Annotated in this window: 12 protein-coding genes; 8 read left to right on the top strand and 4 right to left on the bottom strand. The window is 61.3% G+C overall.

Going from position 1 to position 18,421, the window contains the following annotated elements; translation table 11 throughout:
- Positions 1-67: 67 nt before the first annotated feature.
- The 3 genes from J3P73_RS23335 to J3P73_RS23325 form a co-directional block, all read right to left on the bottom strand.
- Positions 68-433, bottom strand: a complete 366-nt coding sequence (locus J3P73_RS23335; RefSeq protein ID WP_130682578.1) for a hypothetical protein — start codon at positions 431-433, stop codon at positions 68-70.
- A 276-nt stretch (positions 434-709) separates the two neighbouring features.
- Positions 710-1,351 (bottom strand): LysE family translocator, encoded by a 642-nt coding sequence (locus tag J3P73_RS23330; protein ID WP_130692964.1) that lies wholly within the window; start codon positions 1,349-1,351, stop codon positions 710-712.
- An 85-nt stretch (positions 1,352-1,436) separates the two neighbouring features.
- Positions 1,437-2,288, bottom strand: coding sequence for an SDR family NAD(P)-dependent oxidoreductase (locus J3P73_RS23325; protein WP_130692963.1), 852 nt, complete (start codon positions 2,286-2,288; stop codon positions 1,437-1,439).
- Positions 2,289-2,465: 177 nt separating this feature from the next.
- Here J3P73_RS23325 and J3P73_RS23320 point away from each other — a divergent pair, with 177 nt between their 5' ends.
- From J3P73_RS23320 to J3P73_RS23290, 7 genes are all read left to right on the top strand, one after another.
- A complete protein-coding gene (locus tag J3P73_RS23320) occupies positions 2,466-3,689 on the top strand; it encodes an argininosuccinate synthase (RefSeq protein WP_130692962.1) in 1,224 nt (407 codons plus the stop codon).
- A 300-nt stretch (positions 3,690-3,989) separates the two neighbouring features.
- Entirely contained in the window at positions 3,990-4,898 is a 909-nt protein-coding gene (locus J3P73_RS23315; RefSeq protein ID WP_130691464.1) for a tyrosine-type recombinase/integrase, read from the top strand.
- A 3-nt stretch (positions 4,899-4,901) separates the two neighbouring features.
- Positions 4,902-6,095 (top strand): IS91 family transposase, encoded by a 1,194-nt coding sequence (locus tag J3P73_RS23310; protein ID WP_130691466.1) that lies wholly within the window; start codon positions 4,902-4,904, stop codon positions 6,093-6,095.
- A 429-nt stretch (positions 6,096-6,524) separates the two neighbouring features.
- The gene (locus tag J3P73_RS23305) at positions 6,525-7,433 is read left to right on the top strand and encodes a tyrosine-type recombinase/integrase (RefSeq protein WP_130691464.1); all 909 of its coding nucleotides are present in this window, start codon (positions 6,525-6,527) and stop codon (positions 7,431-7,433) included.
- 3 nt (positions 7,434-7,436) lie between these two features.
- Positions 7,437-8,630: an IS91 family transposase gene (locus J3P73_RS23300; RefSeq protein ID WP_130691466.1), complete on the top strand. Its 1,194-nt coding sequence runs from the start codon at positions 7,437-7,439 to the stop codon at positions 8,628-8,630.
- Between the two features lie 781 nt (positions 8,631-9,411).
- Positions 9,412-14,736, top strand: a complete 5,325-nt coding sequence (locus J3P73_RS23295) for an AAA family ATPase (RefSeq protein WP_207579709.1) — start codon at positions 9,412-9,414, stop codon at positions 14,734-14,736.
- Positions 14,737-14,979: 243 nt separating this feature from the next.
- Complete coding sequence (locus J3P73_RS23290) at positions 14,980-15,621, top strand: LysE family translocator (protein WP_012759334.1); 642 nt, start codon at positions 14,980-14,982, stop codon at positions 15,619-15,621.
- Between the two features lie 5 nt (positions 15,622-15,626).
- Here J3P73_RS23290 and J3P73_RS23285 read toward each other — a convergent pair whose 3' ends face one another.
- Positions 15,627-16,058, bottom strand: coding sequence for a hypothetical protein (locus tag J3P73_RS23285; RefSeq protein ID WP_075224988.1), 432 nt, complete (start codon positions 16,056-16,058; stop codon positions 15,627-15,629).
- A gap of 229 nt (positions 16,059-16,287) precedes the next feature.
- Here J3P73_RS23285 and J3P73_RS23280 point away from each other — a divergent pair, with 229 nt between their 5' ends.
- The gene (locus tag J3P73_RS23280) at positions 16,288-18,375 is read left to right on the top strand and encodes a M3 family metallopeptidase (protein ID WP_130673234.1); all 2,088 of its coding nucleotides are present in this window, start codon (positions 16,288-16,290) and stop codon (positions 18,373-18,375) included.
- Positions 18,376-18,421 lie beyond the last annotated feature (46 nt).

The following is an 18,421-nucleotide window of genomic DNA, read 5'->3' as shown; positions in this document are numbered from 1 at the left end:
CAGCGAGCTGATCGGTTAGCGGGCAGCTGATCGTTTCACGACTCCTCAGAGGCCAGGGGGACCGTCATCAAGAGCAGACTTCCACCAGTACGCGATGGCCGTACTGGTTGAGCCATTCCGGCTGGCACTGTTCCGGGTCATAGTCGTCATCGCCGAACAACAGGCGATTTCTATCATGGAAGGCGAAACGGCCGTCGCGGTGTCCGCCAAAATGGCCGGCTCCGCCGAAATGATGCGCTTCGAACCCGCGATCGGCGAAAGTGCCGCCGCCCATATGGGAACCGTCGCCGAAATGGCCGCCGTCCCGCGAGAAGCCGCCACCGCCATGGCCTCCGCCGCCGTGAGCTAAGGCAGGTGTTGTCGCTGTAAGGGACGTGGCGGCAAGCGTCAGCGCAACAACTCCTGCTGTTATGATATTGCGGAACATAATCATGGGCTTATCCTTTCAAGGTCGCTCTTCGTGAGCCGTAAAGGATATGTGGGCAGCGAAGGTGGCGTGGCCTAGCCACAATTGCCGACTTACGATCATATGTTGATCACAAGTAATCGCGCGAAAGGCACGGAATAATTTTGGAAGATGACGAAATTCGCGGTCAATGCCTGCTCCGGCTCGGCGTCTCGCGAATATTGGTGTAGCTGGCGGCGGATCGTTTCACGACCGCGGGCGGATCAATCAACCGACCGCGGGCGGATTGCTGCGCAACCGCGGCTATCTCGCCTGGGTGAGCAGGATCTTTGCGGCGAAGATCGAGAAGACGCCGGCGAAGGTGTAGTCCATGCCGCGCAGCACTTTCTTGTTGTTCTGCAGCCATGAGGCCAGCCAGTCGGCGGCAAAGACGACGCTGGCGTTGACCGGCATGCCGATCAGGATGAAGCAGAAGCCGAGAAAGAGCAGCTTTTGGGTGACGGCCGGATCGCCGGCGCTGACGAATTGCGGCAGGAAGGTCATAAAGAAGATGATGACCTTCGGGTTCAGAAGATTGACCCAGAAGCCCGAGGAGATGTTGGAAAGTGGCGTGCCCTTCTGCTCCTCGACCTTGGCGACGGTGAGCTTCGAGCCGAAGCGGATAGCCTGCACCGCCAGCCAGAGCAGATAGGCGGCACCGCCAGTCTTCAGGATCAGGAAGGCGGTCGGCGAGGCGGTGATCAGCGCCGAAATGCCGAAAGCGACCAGCATGGTGTGGACGACGATGCCGAGGCTGGTGCCGACGACAACGAAGAGCGCCGCCTTCTTGCCCTGAGCCAGCGCGCGGCTGATCGACAGCGTCATGTCGGGGCCTGGGGTTGCCGCAAGCAGCAGCGTCGCGGCGGCAAAGGCGAGAAGGGTCGGCAGGTTGGGCAGAAAATCCATGACACACTCTGAAAGCCGGAAAGGATCTGGGGATCTCCTACCCGGCTTTCAGAAAATTACCAATCAAACCTTCTGATGGTACCGATTACTTCTGTTCGAGGAAGGCCTTGAACTTGTCGGCGTAGTCCTTGTGCCAGCGTGACAGCGGCGGACGGTTCTCGATGATATCGCCGGCCGCCCAGGCCATCCGGCGCTCGTCGACCGGACGCGCCACATCATTGTCGGGGCAGAGAATATAGAAATCGCCGCGTTCGAGGCTTTCGACCATGAAATCGACGGTCTGTTCCGGCGTCCAGGCCGCGGCCGGTTTCTCCGCGCGGTCGCCCTTGGTGAGGCCGGTGAAGACGAAGCCGGGGATCAGAAGATGGGCGGAGATCTTTCCGCCTTCGGTGTTGCGAAGCTCATGCTGCAAGGCTTCGGTGAAGACTTTCACACCAGATTTGGAGATGTTGTAGGCGGGGTTGCCGGGCGGCGTGGTGATGCCCTGCTTGGAGCCGGTGTTGATGATCAGGCCGGGCTCGCCGTGCGACAGCATCTTCGGGCCAAAGGTGCGCGTGCCGTTGATCACGCCCATCAGGTTGACGGCGAAGATATGGTCCCAGTTCGCCTGTGGGCTGAAGATCGAGGTTTCCGGGCCGATGCCGGCGTTGTTCACCAGCACGTGCACACGGCCGAAACGCTGGAGCACGGCTCGTTCGAGCGCCTCCAGGGATTCCTTGACTGCGACGTCGGTCTCGACCGCCATCACGTTTTCCTCGCCGGCAATGGCCTTGAGTTCATTGGCGGCGTCGGCCAGCCGATCGCCGCCGAGATCGGCGATGGCGACGCTCATGCCGCGTCCGGCGAAATATTTCGCCGCGGCAAGACCGATACCGGAGGCGCCGCCGGTGATGACGGCAACATTGGACTTCTTGAAAATGTCTTGAATATTCGTCACGGGGCAGTCTCTCCTCGAGCATTTGCGGACGCTGGCGAATATGGGCTCCGCTTTCGCGCTGTCAAACGCTATCGGCACCATCAGCGTCGCACTTGGTCTTGCGTCACGCGCCAATCTCGCTAAAAGTGCCGCGACACCGGGTTTTCGCCGGCCTTTTATGCAACGGACCTCATCATCATGGCATCATACAAAGACGTGAAGAAAGTCGTTCTCGCCTATTCCGGCGGCCTCGACACCTCGATCATCCTGAAGTGGCTGCAGACGGAACTCGGCGCCGAAGTCGTCACCTTCACCGCCGATCTCGGCCAGGGCGAAGAGCTGGAGCCGGCGCGCAAGAAGGCCGAGATGCTCGGCATCAAGGAGATCTACATCGAGGATGTGCGCGAAGAATTCGTGCGCGATTTCGTCTTCCCGATGTTCCGCGCCAATGCCGTCTATGAGGGCGTCTACCTGCTCGGCACCTCGATCGCCCGTCCGTTGATTTCCAAGCATCTGATCGATATCGCCAAGAAGACCGGCGCCGATGCGATTGCCCACGGCGCGACCGGCAAGGGCAACGACCAGGTCCGTTTCGAGCTCTCCGCCTATGCCCTGAACCCCGACATCAAGATCATCGCGCCGTGGCGCGACTGGGCGTTCAAGAGCCGCACCGACCTGCTGGCCTTTGCCGAACAGCATCAGATCCCGGTTGCCAAGGACAAGATGGGCGAGGCGCCGTTCTCGGTCGACGCCAACCTTCTGCATTCCTCTTCCGAAGGCAAGGTTCTCGAGGACCCCTCCAAGGAGGCGCCTGAATATGTGCATATGCGCACCATTTCGCCTGAGGCCGCACCCGACAAGGCAACGACCATCAAGGTCGGCTTCGAGAGGGGTGACGCGGTTTCGATCAACGGCGTGCGCATGAGCCCGGCGACGCTCTTGGCTGCGCTCAACAATTACGGACGTGACAACGGCATCGGCCGTCTCGACCTCGTCGAGAACCGCTTTGTCGGCATGAAGTCGCGCGGCGTCTACGAGACACCAGGCGGCACCATCCTGCTTACGGCGCATCGCGCCATCGAATCGATCACGCTCGACCGCGGCGCCGCCCATCTCAAGGACGACATCATGCCGCGTTACGCCGAGCTGATCTATTACGGCTTCTGGTTTTCGCCGGAGCGCGAGATGCTGCAGGCGCTGATCGACAAGAGCCAGGAACATGTCGACGGCGAAGTAACGCTGAAGCTCTACAAGGGCAATGTCATGGTCATCGGCCGCGAAAGCGAAAAGTCGCTCTATTCCGACAAGCTCGTAACCTTCGAGGACGATCAGGGCGCCTACGACCAGAAGGATGCGGCCGGCTTCATCAAACTCAATGCGCTGCGCCTGCGCACGCTCGCCAAGCGCAACCTCGTGAAGTAATCACGGTTCGCCTTCGAACCGGATGTGAGCCCGCCGGCAATATTTGCTGTGCGGGCTTTTTGGTGGAATGAGGTAGCGAATGCCACCAAATTCATAGAGCGTTTTGGATGGCCGGATTGCACGAACAACGGACATCGGCTCGGCTTGAATAGATGACCGCTACAGGGCCGGAGAACGAACCCGCTGCGCGGGAGGGCGCCTGCGGTTGAGGTAGAGGGCACAGGCCGGACGTTGCGCCTGCATTGAGCGTCGTCCGGCAACGGCAGAGCATGACGGGCTTCTTCAACAAGGAGCCTGACCATGCAGCACCCCCATCTCGATACGCCCGTCAGCCCGCTGCGCCAGCGGTTGATCGACGACATGAACATGCGGCGTTTCTCACGCGAAACGCAACGCAACTATCTCCGCGACATCGGACGCCTGGCGACCTTCCTCGGGCGTTCACCAGACACGGCGACCGCCGACGACCTGCGCCGGTTCCAGATCGAGCAGCAGGAGGATGGCGTTCCCGTTCCGACGATGAACAGCGTCGTGTCGGCGCTACGCTTCTTCTTCACCCAGACCCTCGACCGCCCGGACCTGGCGCGCAGGCTCATCCGGCTGGCGCATCCGCGTAACCTGCCCGTGGTGCTTAGCCGCGACGAGGTTGCCCGGTTGCTCAATGCCACCACCTGCCTCAAGCACCAGGCGGCATTGTCGGTCGCCTATGGCGCGGGCCTACGTGTCGCGGAGGTGTCGATGCTGAAGGTCGCCGACGTCGACAGCGAGCGCATGCTGCTGCGCGTCGAGCGTGGCAAGGGCGGGCGCTATCGCAATGCCATGCTTTCGGAGGACCTGCTCACCCTGCTGCGCCAGTGGTGGAAGGTGGGCCGGCAGCAGGGTGTGATGCATCGCGACGGCTGGTTATTCCCTGGCCAACACGCAATGAAGCCGATCAGCACGCGGCAGCTCTATCGGATCGTCGTTGAGGCGGCCCAGGCCGCCGACATCGCCAAGCGGGTCGGGCCGCATACGCTGCGCCACAGCTTCGCCACCCACCTGCTGGAGGACGGCACGGACATTCGGATCATCCAGGTCCTGCTCGGGCACGCAAAACTCAACAACACCGCCCTCTACGCCAAGGTGGCGACCAGGACGGTCCGCACAGTTACGAGTCCGCTCGACAAACTCGGCCTGTTCAAGCCGGAAGAAGCCTTCCCCGACGGTTGAGCCTTGCGTGCCTCGATCGAGGTCGCCGACATCTTCCGTGCTGCCGGCGCGGCGTACCGGCGCGCGCATGCTGAACATATGAGCCTGCCGCAACTGAAGGTGATGTCGGCGATCGAGAACTGCCGCACTGCGGCCCTCGGCGGTCACGTCGAGGCCTGCGAGGACTGCGGCCAGTGGCGGATCGCCTACAACTCCTGCCGCAATCGGCACTGCCCAAAGTGCCAGGGCGCGGCGGCACGGACATGGCTTGCCGAACGCGAGGCCGATCTGCTTCCGGTCGGCTACTTCCACGTCGTATTCACCCTGCCGGCCGAGGTCGCCGACATAGCGTTCCAGAACAAGGCGCTCGTCTACGACCTGCTGTTCAAGGCGGCGTCGGAGACGATGCTGACCATCGCGGCCGATCGCAAGCATCTCGGCGCGCGCATCGGCATCACCGCCGTGCTCCACACCTGGGGATCGGCGATGACGCACCATCCGCATGTGCACATGATCGTTCCGGGCGGCGGCATCACGCCAGACGGAAGTCGATGGATCTCGTCGCGCCCGGCCTTCCTGCTTCCCGTACGCGTACTCGGCAAACTGTTCCGACGACTGTTCCTCACCCGGCTGGTCGCTCTGCACGACGCCGAGCGGCTCTGCTTCTTTGGCGCACTTGCTCATCTCACCGAGCGGCAGGCATTCTTGCGGCATCTATCGCCGGTCCGAAAGAAACGCTGGGTGGTCTATGCGAAGGCGCCGTTCGCGGGTCCTGAGGCCGTTCTTGCCTATCTGTCGCGCTATACCCACCGGGTCGCAATCTCGAACCGCCGCCTGATCACCTTCGACGAAACTGGCGTCACCTTCCGCTATAAGGACTACCGCCGCGACGGCCGCGACCGGCAGCAGATCATGACGCTCGCGGTCGATGAGTTCATCCGCCGCTTCCTGCTCCATGTCTTGCCGCGCGGCTTCCATCGCATCCGGCACTACGGCCTGCTCGCCGGCTCCGCCCGCAAGGCCAATCTGGCGCTCGCCCGCGAACTCCTGGACGTCGCCGCACCGGCCGATGACAACACACCAGGCGAACCGGATGACTTCCGCCCGCCATGCCCCTGCTGCGGCGGACGAATGATCGTCATCGAGGTGTTCGAACGCCGGAGGCAGCCGCGCGGACCGCCGGATGCGACGGCGACGAACCGGGAGACTGCTTCATGACCCGGCATGGCATGATCCAGACCTCAGCCGCGGGCGCCCCGCCTCCGGCAACCGACCCACGCGCGTTCATGGTGATTATCGCCGCCAACAGGGTCGCGTCGAGCCGGCTGCCGGGCCGGCTAAACCGCGCGGAGGCGCAACGAAGCGGCCTGTCCGCATCCAGCACCCCACTTCCTGGCCGCGGTCGCGCCATCGCCGATATCAGCCCCAGATCGAAATCCCCATAGCCTCCGACTGTGGCCCGCGGGTTCCTTCCTCGGGGACTTTCGTACGCCTGCCGGCGCCCGAAACTCTTCACGGAGAACGAACCCGCTGCGCGGGAGGGCGCCTGCGGTTGAGGTAGAGGGCACAGGCCGGACGTTGCGCCTGCATTGAGCGTCGTCCGGCAACGGCAGAGCATGACGGGCTTCTTCAACAAGGAGCCTGACCATGCAGCACCCCCATCTCGATACGCCCGTCAGCCCGCTGCGCCAGCGGTTGATCGACGACATGAACATGCGGCGTTTCTCACGCGAAACGCAACGCAACTATCTCCGCGACATCGGACGCCTGGCGACCTTCCTCGGGCGTTCACCAGACACGGCGACCGCCGACGACCTGCGCCGGTTCCAGATCGAGCAGCAGGAGGATGGCGTTCCCGTTCCGACGATGAACAGCGTCGTGTCGGCGCTACGCTTCTTCTTCACCCAGACCCTCGACCGCCCGGACCTGGCGCGCAGGCTCATCCGGCTGGCGCATCCGCGTAACCTGCCCGTGGTGCTGAGCCGCGACGAGGTTGCCCGGTTGCTCAATGCCACCACCTGCCTCAAGCACCAGGCGGCATTGTCGGTCGCCTATGGCGCGGGCCTACGTGTCGCGGAGGTGTCGATGCTGAAGGTCGCCGACGTCGACAGCGAGCGCATGCTGCTGCGCGTCGAGCGTGGCAAGGGCGGGCGCTATCGCAATGCCATGCTTTCGGAGGACCTGCTCACCCTGCTGCGCCAGTGGTGGAAGGTGGGCCGGCAGCAGGGTGTGATGCATCGCGACGGCTGGTTATTCCCTGGCCAACACGCAATGAAGCCGATCAGCACGCGGCAGCTCTATCGGATCGTCGTTGAGGCGGCCCAGGCCGCCGACATCGCCAAGCGGGTCGGGCCGCATACGCTGCGCCACAGCTTCGCCACCCACCTGCTGGAGGACGGCACGGACATTCGGATCATCCAGGTCCTGCTCGGGCACGCAAAACTCAACAACACCGCCCTCTACGCCAAGGTGGCGACCAGGACGGTCCGCACAGTTACGAGTCCGCTCGACAAACTCGGCCTGTTCAAGCCGGAAGAAGCCTTCCCCGACGGTTGAGCCTTGCGTGCCTCGATCGAGGTCGCCGACATCTTCCGTGCTGCCGGCGCGGCGTACCGGCGCGCGCATGCTGAACATATGAGCCTGCCGCAACTGAAGGTGATGTCGGCGATCGAGAACTGCCGCACTGCGGCCCTCGGCGGTCACGTCGAGGCCTGCGAGGACTGCGGCCAGTGGCGGATCGCCTACAACTCCTGCCGCAATCGGCACTGCCCAAAGTGCCAGGGCGCGGCGGCACGGACATGGCTTGCCGAACGCGAGGCCGATCTGCTTCCGGTCGGCTACTTCCACGTCGTATTCACCCTGCCGGCCGAGGTCGCCGACATAGCGTTCCAGAACAAGGCGCTCGTCTACGACCTGCTGTTCAAGGCGGCGTCGGAGACGATGCTGACCATCGCGGCCGATCGCAAGCATCTCGGCGCGCGCATCGGCATCACCGCCGTGCTCCACACCTGGGGATCGGCGATGACGCACCATCCGCATGTGCACATGATCGTTCCGGGCGGCGGCATCACGCCAGACGGAAGTCGATGGATCTCGTCGCGCCCGGCCTTCCTGCTTCCCGTACGCGTACTCGGCAAACTGTTCCGACGACTGTTCCTCACCCGGCTGGTCGCTCTGCACGACGCCGAGCGGCTCTGCTTCTTTGGCGCACTTGCTCATCTCACCGAGCGGCAGGCATTCTTGCGGCATCTATCGCCGGTCCGAAAGAAACGCTGGGTGGTCTATGCGAAGGCGCCGTTCGCGGGTCCTGAGGCCGTTCTTGCCTATCTGTCGCGCTATACCCACCGGGTCGCAATCTCGAACCGCCGCCTGATCACCTTCGACGAAACTGGCGTCACCTTCCGCTATAAGGACTACCGCCGCGACGGCCGCGACCGGCAGCAGATCATGACGCTCGCGGTCGATGAGTTCATCCGCCGCTTCCTGCTCCATGTCTTGCCGCGCGGCTTCCATCGCATCCGGCACTACGGCCTGCTCGCCGGCTCCGCCCGCAAGGCCAATCTGGCGCTCGCCCGCGAACTCCTGGACGTCGCCGCACCGGCCGATGACAACACACCAGGCGAACCGGATGACTTCCGCCCGCCATGCCCCTGCTGCGGCGGACGAATGATCGTCATCGAGGTGTTCGAACGCCGGAGGCAGCCGCGCGGACCGCCGGATGCGACGGCGACGAACCGGGAGACTGCTTCATGACCCGGCATGGCATGATCCAGACCTCAGCCGCGGGCGCCCCGCCTCCGGCAACCGACCCACGCGCGTTCATGGTGATTATCGCCGCCAACAGGGTCGCGTCGAGCCGGCTGCCGGGCCGGCTAAACCGCGCGGAGGCGCAACGAAGCGGCCTGTCCGCATCCAGCACCCCACTTCCTGGCCGCGGTCGCGCCATCGCCGATATCAGCCCCAGATCGAAATCCCCATAGCCTCCGACTGTGGCCCGCGGGTTCCTTCCTCGGGGACTTTCGTACGCCTGCCGGCGCCCGAAACTCTTCACGGAAGCGGTCAGTCCGCTCCTAGCCATGGCGCTATCGAAGCAGCCGTTCGGCCTAAGATTGTGCCCGTAGCTCATTTGACCGAATGCGGACAGTGGTTCGAGTTTGGTTTGCCTGAAGCCGACCACCTCCCAATCACTCCCACCTCAGCACCAACGGTCAGCCGGCTGGTTGCTGAATTAGCGCGCCTAACTTCCAAGGGGACATATACGCCGTTGATCCAGTCGATCTCTCCAATTTGAGATCACGACGGGGCCTCGCAGCGCATTAACCTCACATATTCTTGGAGCTAGCCCGCGCCAGGGTGCAGCTCTCGCGATGCGGAAAGCGACGGCCGGTAGACCGCCACTTTCGTCTTTTTCAAGGAGTACTGGTGGTTAAGTGCGATCTTTGAGCACTAATATGTTCCATCATTGTTCTACCATAGGTACAATGTGCTCGGTCGAGTCCACTAGAGCAAAGACCATGCGGCCAGGGATAGATATATGAACGCATCGGCACCATCAACAGAGCTGACAGGGGGGACAGGATTCACATTTGAAGACACTGTTGCGGCATACTATCTCGCGCTGCTGCTTATGGAGGGGCGTGGCGCCGGCCAATCGGGTCGCGTGACAAGCGTAGCCGTCCAGCGCGCAGGCCACCGTGAACCGCTAGACGACGTCATTATCGATTTCGAAGAAGATGGTCAGAACCGTCGACTGAGCATTCAAGCCAAGCGCGAAGTCACCATCAGTGCTGCGGCCAGCAACAGCGATTTCCGTGCGATCGTCGCCGCCTCAGTGGCGACGCGCGCCAAGTTAGACTTCACCGAATTTGACGCCTACGGTTTTGCCGTTGAGCACATCACAGTCGATCGTCTTCGTTCACTACAGCGGCTAATCGATTGGGCGAAAGCGAGCCCAACTGACCGAGAGTTCAATGAGCGCTTCGGACCGGGCGGGGTGGCGGGCGCAGATGAAAGAACTATGCGTTCCGTTCTAGCGCCTCTCATCGGCGCGGGAGATGCCGGGGCTGACCGAACCTTCTATCAGCAGTTCGTCGCGTTGCACCTACCGGGACTGACAGAAAACGGCGCCATCCGAACAATGATCATCAATCAGCTCCAAGAACTGGTGGCGACGAACTTGGATGGGCAGGACATTCTGCTCTTTGATAGGCTTTGCAGGATCGTGCGAGACGGAGAAGGCTCTGCGTATCGCTGGTCACGCGCCACACTTTTGAACCAGCTGCGAGGGACGGTCCGTCTCAACATCGCCCCACGATTCCAACGCGACCTCGATGCGTTGAAACAGTTCTGCGAAACCGGATTGGCCGAAGTCGCTGATGCTGTCGAAGGCTTCCACGTTCCTCGCCCAACGTTTGATGCGAAAGTCGAGGCAAAACTCGCCTCCCACAGACTGGTCAACATCAGCGGTCTGCCAGGATGCGGAAAGTCCGCTATCCTCAAGAGAGCGGCGCAGCAAGCGGCTAACGCAGGACCGATTCTCTTTATCAAGGCAGATCAGCTAGAGGGTACTAACTGGCAAATGTTCGCCGGCAGGCTGGGCCTCGAACATCGGTCTGCGGCGACGCTGCTCGCCGAAATCGGATCAGCCGGTACGGCTGTTCTCTTCATCGATGGCATCGATCGCGTTCGCCCTGATCAGAAAGCCATCATCACCGACTTGCTTCGCGCGATCGAGACGAGCGACGAGCTCCGCCATTGGAAGGTCCTCGCCACCTCCCGAGATCAGGGCCTCGAAGCCTACCGCACATGGTTCCCGAAGACCTTCATTGGAGAACAAGGCATCGGCGATGTGGCGGTGACGCCCTTCTCTGACGAAGAAGCCGCCGCGCTAGCAGCTGAGCGGCCAGCTCTTCGCAGGCTGCTGATCGGCAGTGGTCCGAATGTTCAAGAGATCGCGCGCCGACCGTTCTTTGCAGCGGTTCTTGCGAGTTCACTTCCTGCCGACATTGAAGCCCCCCAAACCGAAGTCGACCTTATTAATGCGTGGTGGTCACGTGGTGGCCACGATGCAGCCCAAGACACCATTCGGCAGCGCCAACGCGCTATGATCGACCTCGCGGAAAATGGATCGCGGTCCATTGGTAAGAGCGTAGCCGCGCGCGACCTTGCTACTGCAACAGTTTCGCAGCTGAGCGATTTTGAGCGCGATCTCGTCATAAGGCCATTGCGAAACGGCGCTGCATTTTCTTTCACTCACGACATCTTTTTCGAGTGGGCGTTCTTTCGCTTGCTGCTGGACCTGGGCGATGCGTGGCCGAACGGGTTGATCAATGCGGGCGAGCCCCCGCTTCTCGGCCGAGTGGTGGGCTTAGTCGCGCAGAGCGCGCTTGAGACCGCTGGCGAGTGGACAAGGGGGCTACGCGCACTGGAGGCGGTTGCACTGCGTCCCCAATGGCGCCGTGAGTGGATTACCGCTCCACCTTTCAGCCAATCATTCACCGCGCGGCTACCGGAGTTCCAAACGGAACTTTTCGCCAATGACTGTGCGGTGATGGAAAAGCTGCTGGTCTGGTTTCAGGCCCAGCACACCATTCCCAGCCCCGTCATTCTGCAACAGTCTGCGACCGAGGGCGTCGACCGTATGCGCGTGGCCGACCTGCTCGGGTGGCCATCCGACTTCCCAAGTTGGGGCCGCTTGGTCGACTGGCTCGTGTCGATAGCCGACACGCTTCCAACCCGACTCTATCCGCTTTTAATCGAAGCATTAGGGGTTTGGCAGAATGCGATCGCGGATTATCGCAACGCTCGATCGCGAGCCATTGTTGATCTGGCCAATAGATGGCTGATCGAGATAGAGGGCTTCGTCTATCGCGAGGAGCTAAGCTTTGATCATGGCCGGTGGGAGGGGCTTCGCAGTCAGAGCCGCGAAGAGTTTGAAGGCACTTTAAGGCGGCTGATCTTGCGCGCTGCAAGAGCATTTCCGGATCCAAGCCGCGGACTTTTGGATCGAGCCATTGCGAACCAGCAGATGCGCGAGCACGCTTACAGCGACATAATGCTATATGCGCCGATACTGACGGAAGTAGCACCGGAGAAACTGATCGAAGTCACGAAGGCCGAAGTGCTTGACGAGCTGCCGCAGGATCGCATCGACCGTATCGAGCGAGAGGAAGACGAGCGTATCGAGGCACTACGCCAGGCACGCGCTACCCCCGAGGCTGAGCGCACCGAGCAACAACGTCGGAGTCTGGAGCATATCTCCTTTGCGATGGGCCGCAGCTCACTCGAACTAGAAGCGATTGGCATCCAGAAGTACGGTAGACACTACTTCCCTACGTCAGCGCGTGAACAGCCCTTTGCCGCGCTTTTCGACGGACGTCCCGACCTCGCGCTGGGCCTCGTTAAGGACCTTATGAATCACGGTACGGAAGGATGGCGTCAGCGCGAAAGGCTGAGCCATCGCCGTGGTGGTACGGCGCTTCCTATCGTAGTCGAGTTCCCTTGGGGAAAGCAGGAGGTCTGGGGCGACTGGACCGTATACAGCTGGTTCTTGGGTCATTTTGCACCGCAGCCGCTGGAATGCGCCGTGCTAGCCCTTGCCCATTGGGCGCACAGGGAACTCGAGGCGGGTAAGCATGCCGATGATGTTATCAGGTCGGTCGTAGAGGGGAGTCATTGCATCGCTTCACTCGGCCTTGCTCTGACGCTTGCGCTTGAGAAAAACGTTGTCTCCGAGACGACCTTGCCATTAGCGAGCTGTCAGCGCTTGTGGCAGTTCGACATTGCTCGAAGCACCCAATCGCCTACTCGCGACATTGAGATTCCCGCGTTCGGACTCTTCAACCGGCTGAAGAGTGACAAAGCAGACGCCGCGGCCTTCCTTCGCAATCGCGAGAGCGAGAAGCGCGAAGTGCGACAGCTGGCAATGCTCTTTGCGCTGAGTCCCGATGAGGCTCTCCGTGAAAAGTTCAAAGCACGGCTAGCGGATTATCCAAAGAACCTGCCCTTCGAGTTTGAAGGTGACCACTCGGAGGCCGGCTCGGAAGCCGCGCTGCGTGAAAAGGCGGAGCGCTGGTCCGGACTCGGAGATATCGCGAACTATCGTAGGCACGATACAGACGATGGGCAGATGCTCATCGGATATGAGCCGCCCGTTCCTTTATCACCAAGCCAGCAACGATCCCTCGACGCGTCGTCGGATTACTTGCGCACAATAGGAATCTTGGGGTGGGCAACGCGATCATTAGAAAAAGGAGCGCCCGATGCTGGTCTCACTCTGGCGGATGCGGTGCGCTTCGCTCAGGACTGTGACAACCCTTCAATTTTCAAAGTCCGAACGGAGGCGGGTGGGGACTCCGCACAAAGCGCGATCTCGGCGATCGCCGCCTGTGTCATCAAGCTTGGTGCTCTTTCTCCTGCCGACACGAAGTGGGCGCTAGGCATCCTGAAGCGCGTCGAGAAAATGGAAGAGCGGCCAGACGCCTTTCCTGGCACGCGCAGCCCACGGCACCCGACCAACCACCTTGTCGTCGCGCTTCTTGAGCTGCGAAAGAAGGATGTAAAGGACGAGGGGCCTGTTACTCGGCTGTTCGGGTTGACGCTTCACCCTATGGAAGAAGTTCATCAGCTGGCCTTCGTTGCCTTGTTGCGAGACCCCGATCAGGTGGTTCAGTGGATCGCGGCACAGCACGCCTTCGATCTGGCCTTGAGCTACCGGTTCAAGATCGAGGACGACGGAACCAGGGACAATTCGGAAGAACGTGCCGCGAAGAAAGCGAGCTTGGCACGTGCATTGAAGCGCCTGAGAGGCAAGAGAGTCGATGCGTTCGATGCGCTACCCGGTCCTTGGGTCAAGGGCGGAACGCGTCGCGGCCGCAAAAGTGACGATGAAGAATACTGGAAAGAGCCAGATCCCTCGTTCTTCTCGCGAGACGCCGCTGGGTTGCTTTCGGAGTTCCCCGTGGAGGCGTGGTGTCAATCGCCGCAACTCAAAGAACTTTTCAGGCTTGCCCTGAAGCAATGGGTGGCGTGGACCGCCGAAAAGGTTATGCCACCTTGGTCGGATCATCGTCAGGACCGTAGGGTAGCGGAAACGATGGAATGGGCACATGCGCTCGGTGATCTTGTAGCGCGCGCAGCTCCATTCTTCGAACTGGAGTTCGTAAGAGAGGTGCTGCTTCGCCCGTTCCTATCGAAAGATGAGGAAGGACTCCTCTTCTTGGCGCCGTTCGGAACTGCGATCGTCTGTCGGCACGTGCTGGACGCGCCAGTTGTTCCCGCCGGCACGTTTGAGCTTTTGGATGCTTGTGTGGAGCGAGTATTCATAGATCGCGCTTTCAATCCAAACAGTCACCGAGCGGGCGAAGTACACGGGTCCGAAATGCCTCGGCTCATACGAGCGCTGCTATTCGTGAATGTTGAGCGGGCGGACGGCGCAGCGAGATTTGTGAACGGAAAATGGGACGAGCTGCCATTGATCCTGCCTACGGTAGCAAAGGTTGTTTCGCGGATAGGTTGGTCGTCGTTCGTTGCGGACTGCTACTTGACCTTGTGCGAACGTGCTGGCGTAGCCTTCCCAATCGACGCGTTTGCGGAGCAAGCAGGGACAATTCTCACCCAGGTCAACCCGGTTCGGAACAGCTGGTCGGGAACGCTTATCCCTGCCCGTCTCGCAGCGATCGTACAGCGCCTAGCAGCCGCCAACTTCCCTCTTACACAGGATGCCGCGCAGCAGCTCTTGCGTATCCTCGACGAGTTGATCGATCTGGGCGATCGGCGAAGTGCGGCGCTCGAACAGGACGAGACGTTCAAGAACGTTCAGCGCACTTCTCGGCGGCCGGAGGAAAGGCAGGCTTCCTAGACGACACGCAGGAGCGTCGTTTCCCCTCATGGCAGCTTTTGGGACGCCGACGAGGTTGGCTGAACGGCAGGAATGAGGGCGCAAAGCAGCCGCATCCTTCAACAACGAACCGATGTCCGCCTCGGGCCAAAAGCCGCCTCCGGTAGCGTTTGCTACCTGATCCCACTCTCCATGGCAGTGCACCACCCTTGACGGATGGCCGTGAACGCTTAGTCTGCTGTCATCATCCTCCGGAGCATTTCCATGACGCAGTCTTTGCTCTTCGGCGCCTTTCTGGCGGCGCTCTTCTACGTGCTCATTCCGGGACCCGCCTTTTTGCAGCTGCTCGGCATCGGCGCCGGGCAGGGCCGCAAGGCCGGCGCCTTCTTCATGATGGGGCATCTGGTCGGGGATCTCATCTGGTCGTCGCTGGCGCTGATCGCGATCGTCGGCGCAAAGACGATCGGAACCTTCGTCTTCGACCTGCTCGGCCTTGCCTGCGGCTTCTATCTCGCCTGGATCGGCTGGAGCGCTGTCAATGCCAAGCCGAAAGCGGAGGGGCAGGCGCTTGTTGTGGTCGAGCGGCCGTTTCGCCGTGGTCTGATCTTCGGCGTCACCAATCCGAAGGGTTATCCGGTGGCGCTCGCCACTTTCACAGCACTGGTTGCAGGCTCGGCCGGCGCGCTCGATTTCGAGGCGTTGCCGGTGCTGCTCGTCGTGTCGTTCGTCGGTTTCGTGACTGCCGACATCATCCTGATCGGCATCATCGGCGCCGGTACGGTGCGGCGCTTCTATCGTGCCCATGAGCGATTGATCGTGCGCTGCTCCGGCGTGCTTTTCATGGGATTTGCCGCCCAGGCGCTCTGGCACGCAACGCCCGGCCTGCTCGGCTGGCGCAAGGCCTGATTAGATCAGCCATCCAGGAAGTTGACGATCGATTTCAGCGTCTGGACCTCGTCAGCATCGCCGATCGACATGGCGACCTGCAGTTGGTTCTTGTAATAATCGAGGAAATTGAAGCTGGTGCCGTCGGTGACGCTGGAGAGATCGACGATGTTGCCGAGCGGATCGATCGCATGCATCGGCAGCGGTTCTGAGATCGCGGCGTAGGTGTTCTGATCGATCAGGCCGCTGTCGAAACTCTGGCGCGCGTAATTGCGCAGCTCTCCAGGGCTGACCGCGGTGAAATCCGGGCCTTCGCCAACTTCGTCTTCGATCTGGAACGAGGCCGGGGCGGGAGCTCTGGTCTCGATTTGAATATCAGAGGTCTTCGAACTTTTTGCGTTATTAGGATTGTTTTTAAAAAGCAAACTCTGAGAAGACCGCACAGAAAAAATTTCCATGGCGCATGTCCCCTTACAAGAAGAACATCAGAAAACTAGCGCCTGCGCCTGATTCGCGTCAATCGTTAACGATTGGTTAATTTTCACGTATCAATTGTTGTCCACCAGATTTGGCTGGCGCCCGCCAAATTTGGCAGGCGAGGCAAAAGGTCCTTCCCGGTAACATACCAATTCTATGGCGGCTCTCCTATATTGCCGATTCACTTGCATGCCAAAAAGGAATTCTCCGATGCCTTCTCCACATGATTTTAATCCGGCGCTGGTGACCTGGGACGGTCTTCACGGCCTGCCGCGTTTCGATGCCCTGGATGACGGTGATTTTGCCGCTGCCTTCGAAGCCGCACTTGCCGCGCATGAAAGGGAGATCGACGAGATCGCCGGAAACGGCGATGCGCCGACATTCGACAATACGGTCGTGGCACTGGAGATTGCCGGCGACGCGCTGTCGCGCGTTTCGGCGCTGTTCTGGAACAAGGCAGGCGCGCATACCAATGATGTGATCCAGGCGCTGGAGCGGGAGATCTCGCCGAAGATGTCGCGCCACTATTCGAAGATCGGGATGAATGCCGCACTTTTTGCCCGCATCGACACGCTCTGGGAGAGCCGCGAGAGCCTTGGCCTGACGCTCGAACAGACGCGCGTGCTGGAACGCCACTGGAAAGGCTTCGTCAAATCGGGCGCCAAGCTTGAAAAGGCCGAGCAGGAAAATCTTGCGGCGATCAATGAAAAGCTTGCCGGCCTCGGGACGCAATTCGGCCAGAACGTGCTGGCCGACGAAAAGGCCTGGGCACTGGTGCTTTCCGATGGCGCCGAGCTCGAGGGCTTGCCGGAATTCCTTCGCGACGCGATGGCGGGGGCAGCGCGCGAACGCGGCGAGGAGGGCAAATATGCGGTGACGCTGTCACGCTCGATCATCGAGCCGTTCCTCACATTCTCGGAGCGCCGCGATCTGCGCGAGCAGGCTTTCAAGGCGTGGGTGGCGCGCGGTGAAAATGATGGTGAGACGGACAATCGCGCTGTCATCAGGGAAACGCTGGCGCTGCGCCATCAGGTGGCGACGCTGCTTGGCTACGGCAATTTCGCCGAGCTGAAGCTCGACAATACGATGGCGAAGACGGCGGAAGCCGTGAACGGCCTGCTGAGGGCTGTCTGGGCGCGGGCGGTGAAACGCGCCGGCGAGGAGGAGGCCGATATTGCGGCGCTGATCGCCGAGGAGGGCCGGAACCACGAGGTCATGCCCTGGGACTGGCGCCACTATGCCGAAAAGATCCGGGCGCGGAAGTTCGATTTCTCCGAAACTGAACTCAAGCCCTACCTGCAGCTCGAGAAGATTATCGAAGCCTGCTTCGACGTCGCCGGCCGGCTGTTCGGCATCCGGGCCGTCGAGAAGAAGGGCGTGGCCGCCTATCACCCTGACGTTAGGGTGTTCGAAATCAGGGACCGCGAAGACAAGCTCGTCGCCCTGTTCCTCGGCGATTATTTTGCCCGCAGCTCGAAACGATCAGGCGCCTGGATGAGCTCGCTGCAATCGCAGCACCGGCTGGAGCTGAAGAACGGCCGCCATGGCGAATTGCCGATCATCTATAATGTCTGCAACTTCGCCAAGCCGGCGGAAGGCAAGCCGGCGCTGCTGTCGCTCGACGATGCCCGTACGCTGTTCCACGAATTCGGCCATGCGCTGCACGGCATGCTTTCGAACGTCACCTATCCCTCGGTTGCGGGCACCGGCGTCTCTCGCGATTTCGTCGAACTGCCGTCGCAGCTCTATGAGCACTGGTTGACGGTGCCCGCTATCCTGAAGCGTTACGCCGTGCATGTCGAAACCGGCGAGCCGATGCCGCAGGCCCTGCTCGACAAGGTGCTTGCCGCCCGGACCTTCAATGCCGGCTTCAATACCGTCGAGTTCACCTCGTCGGCGCTGGTCGACATGGCGTTTCACACGAGAACGGCCGTCGAGGACCCGATGGCGGTGCAGGCCGAGGTACTGGCCGAGATCGGCATGCCGAAGTCGATCGTCATGCGCCATGCGACGCCGCACTTCCAGCACATCTTTTCCGGCGGCTATTCGGCCGGCTATTACTCCTACATGTGGTCGGAGGTGCTCGACGCCGACGCCTTTGCCGCCTTCGAGGAGACGGGAGACGCCTTCAACGGCGAGATGGCGCGTAAGCTCAAGGAGAATATCTATTCGGTCGGCGGCTCGGTCGATCCGGAGGACGCCTACACGGCCTTCCGCGGCAAGCTGCCGAGCCCGGATGCAATGCTTGTCAAAAAGGGACTTTCGACCTTCGAGGAATTGACAGGCAGCGACGCCTAAGACAATTTGATGACACGCTATGATGCGGCGGGGCGACAGCCTTGCC

It is taken from the genome of Rhizobium ruizarguesonis (genome assembly GCF_017357285.1).
GTDB classification, from domain to species: Bacteria; Pseudomonadota; Alphaproteobacteria; order Rhizobiales; family Rhizobiaceae; genus Rhizobium; species Rhizobium ruizarguesonis.
The sequence above is the reverse complement of the archived record's forward strand: the minus strand, read 5'-3'. Positions and strand labels throughout refer to the sequence as shown.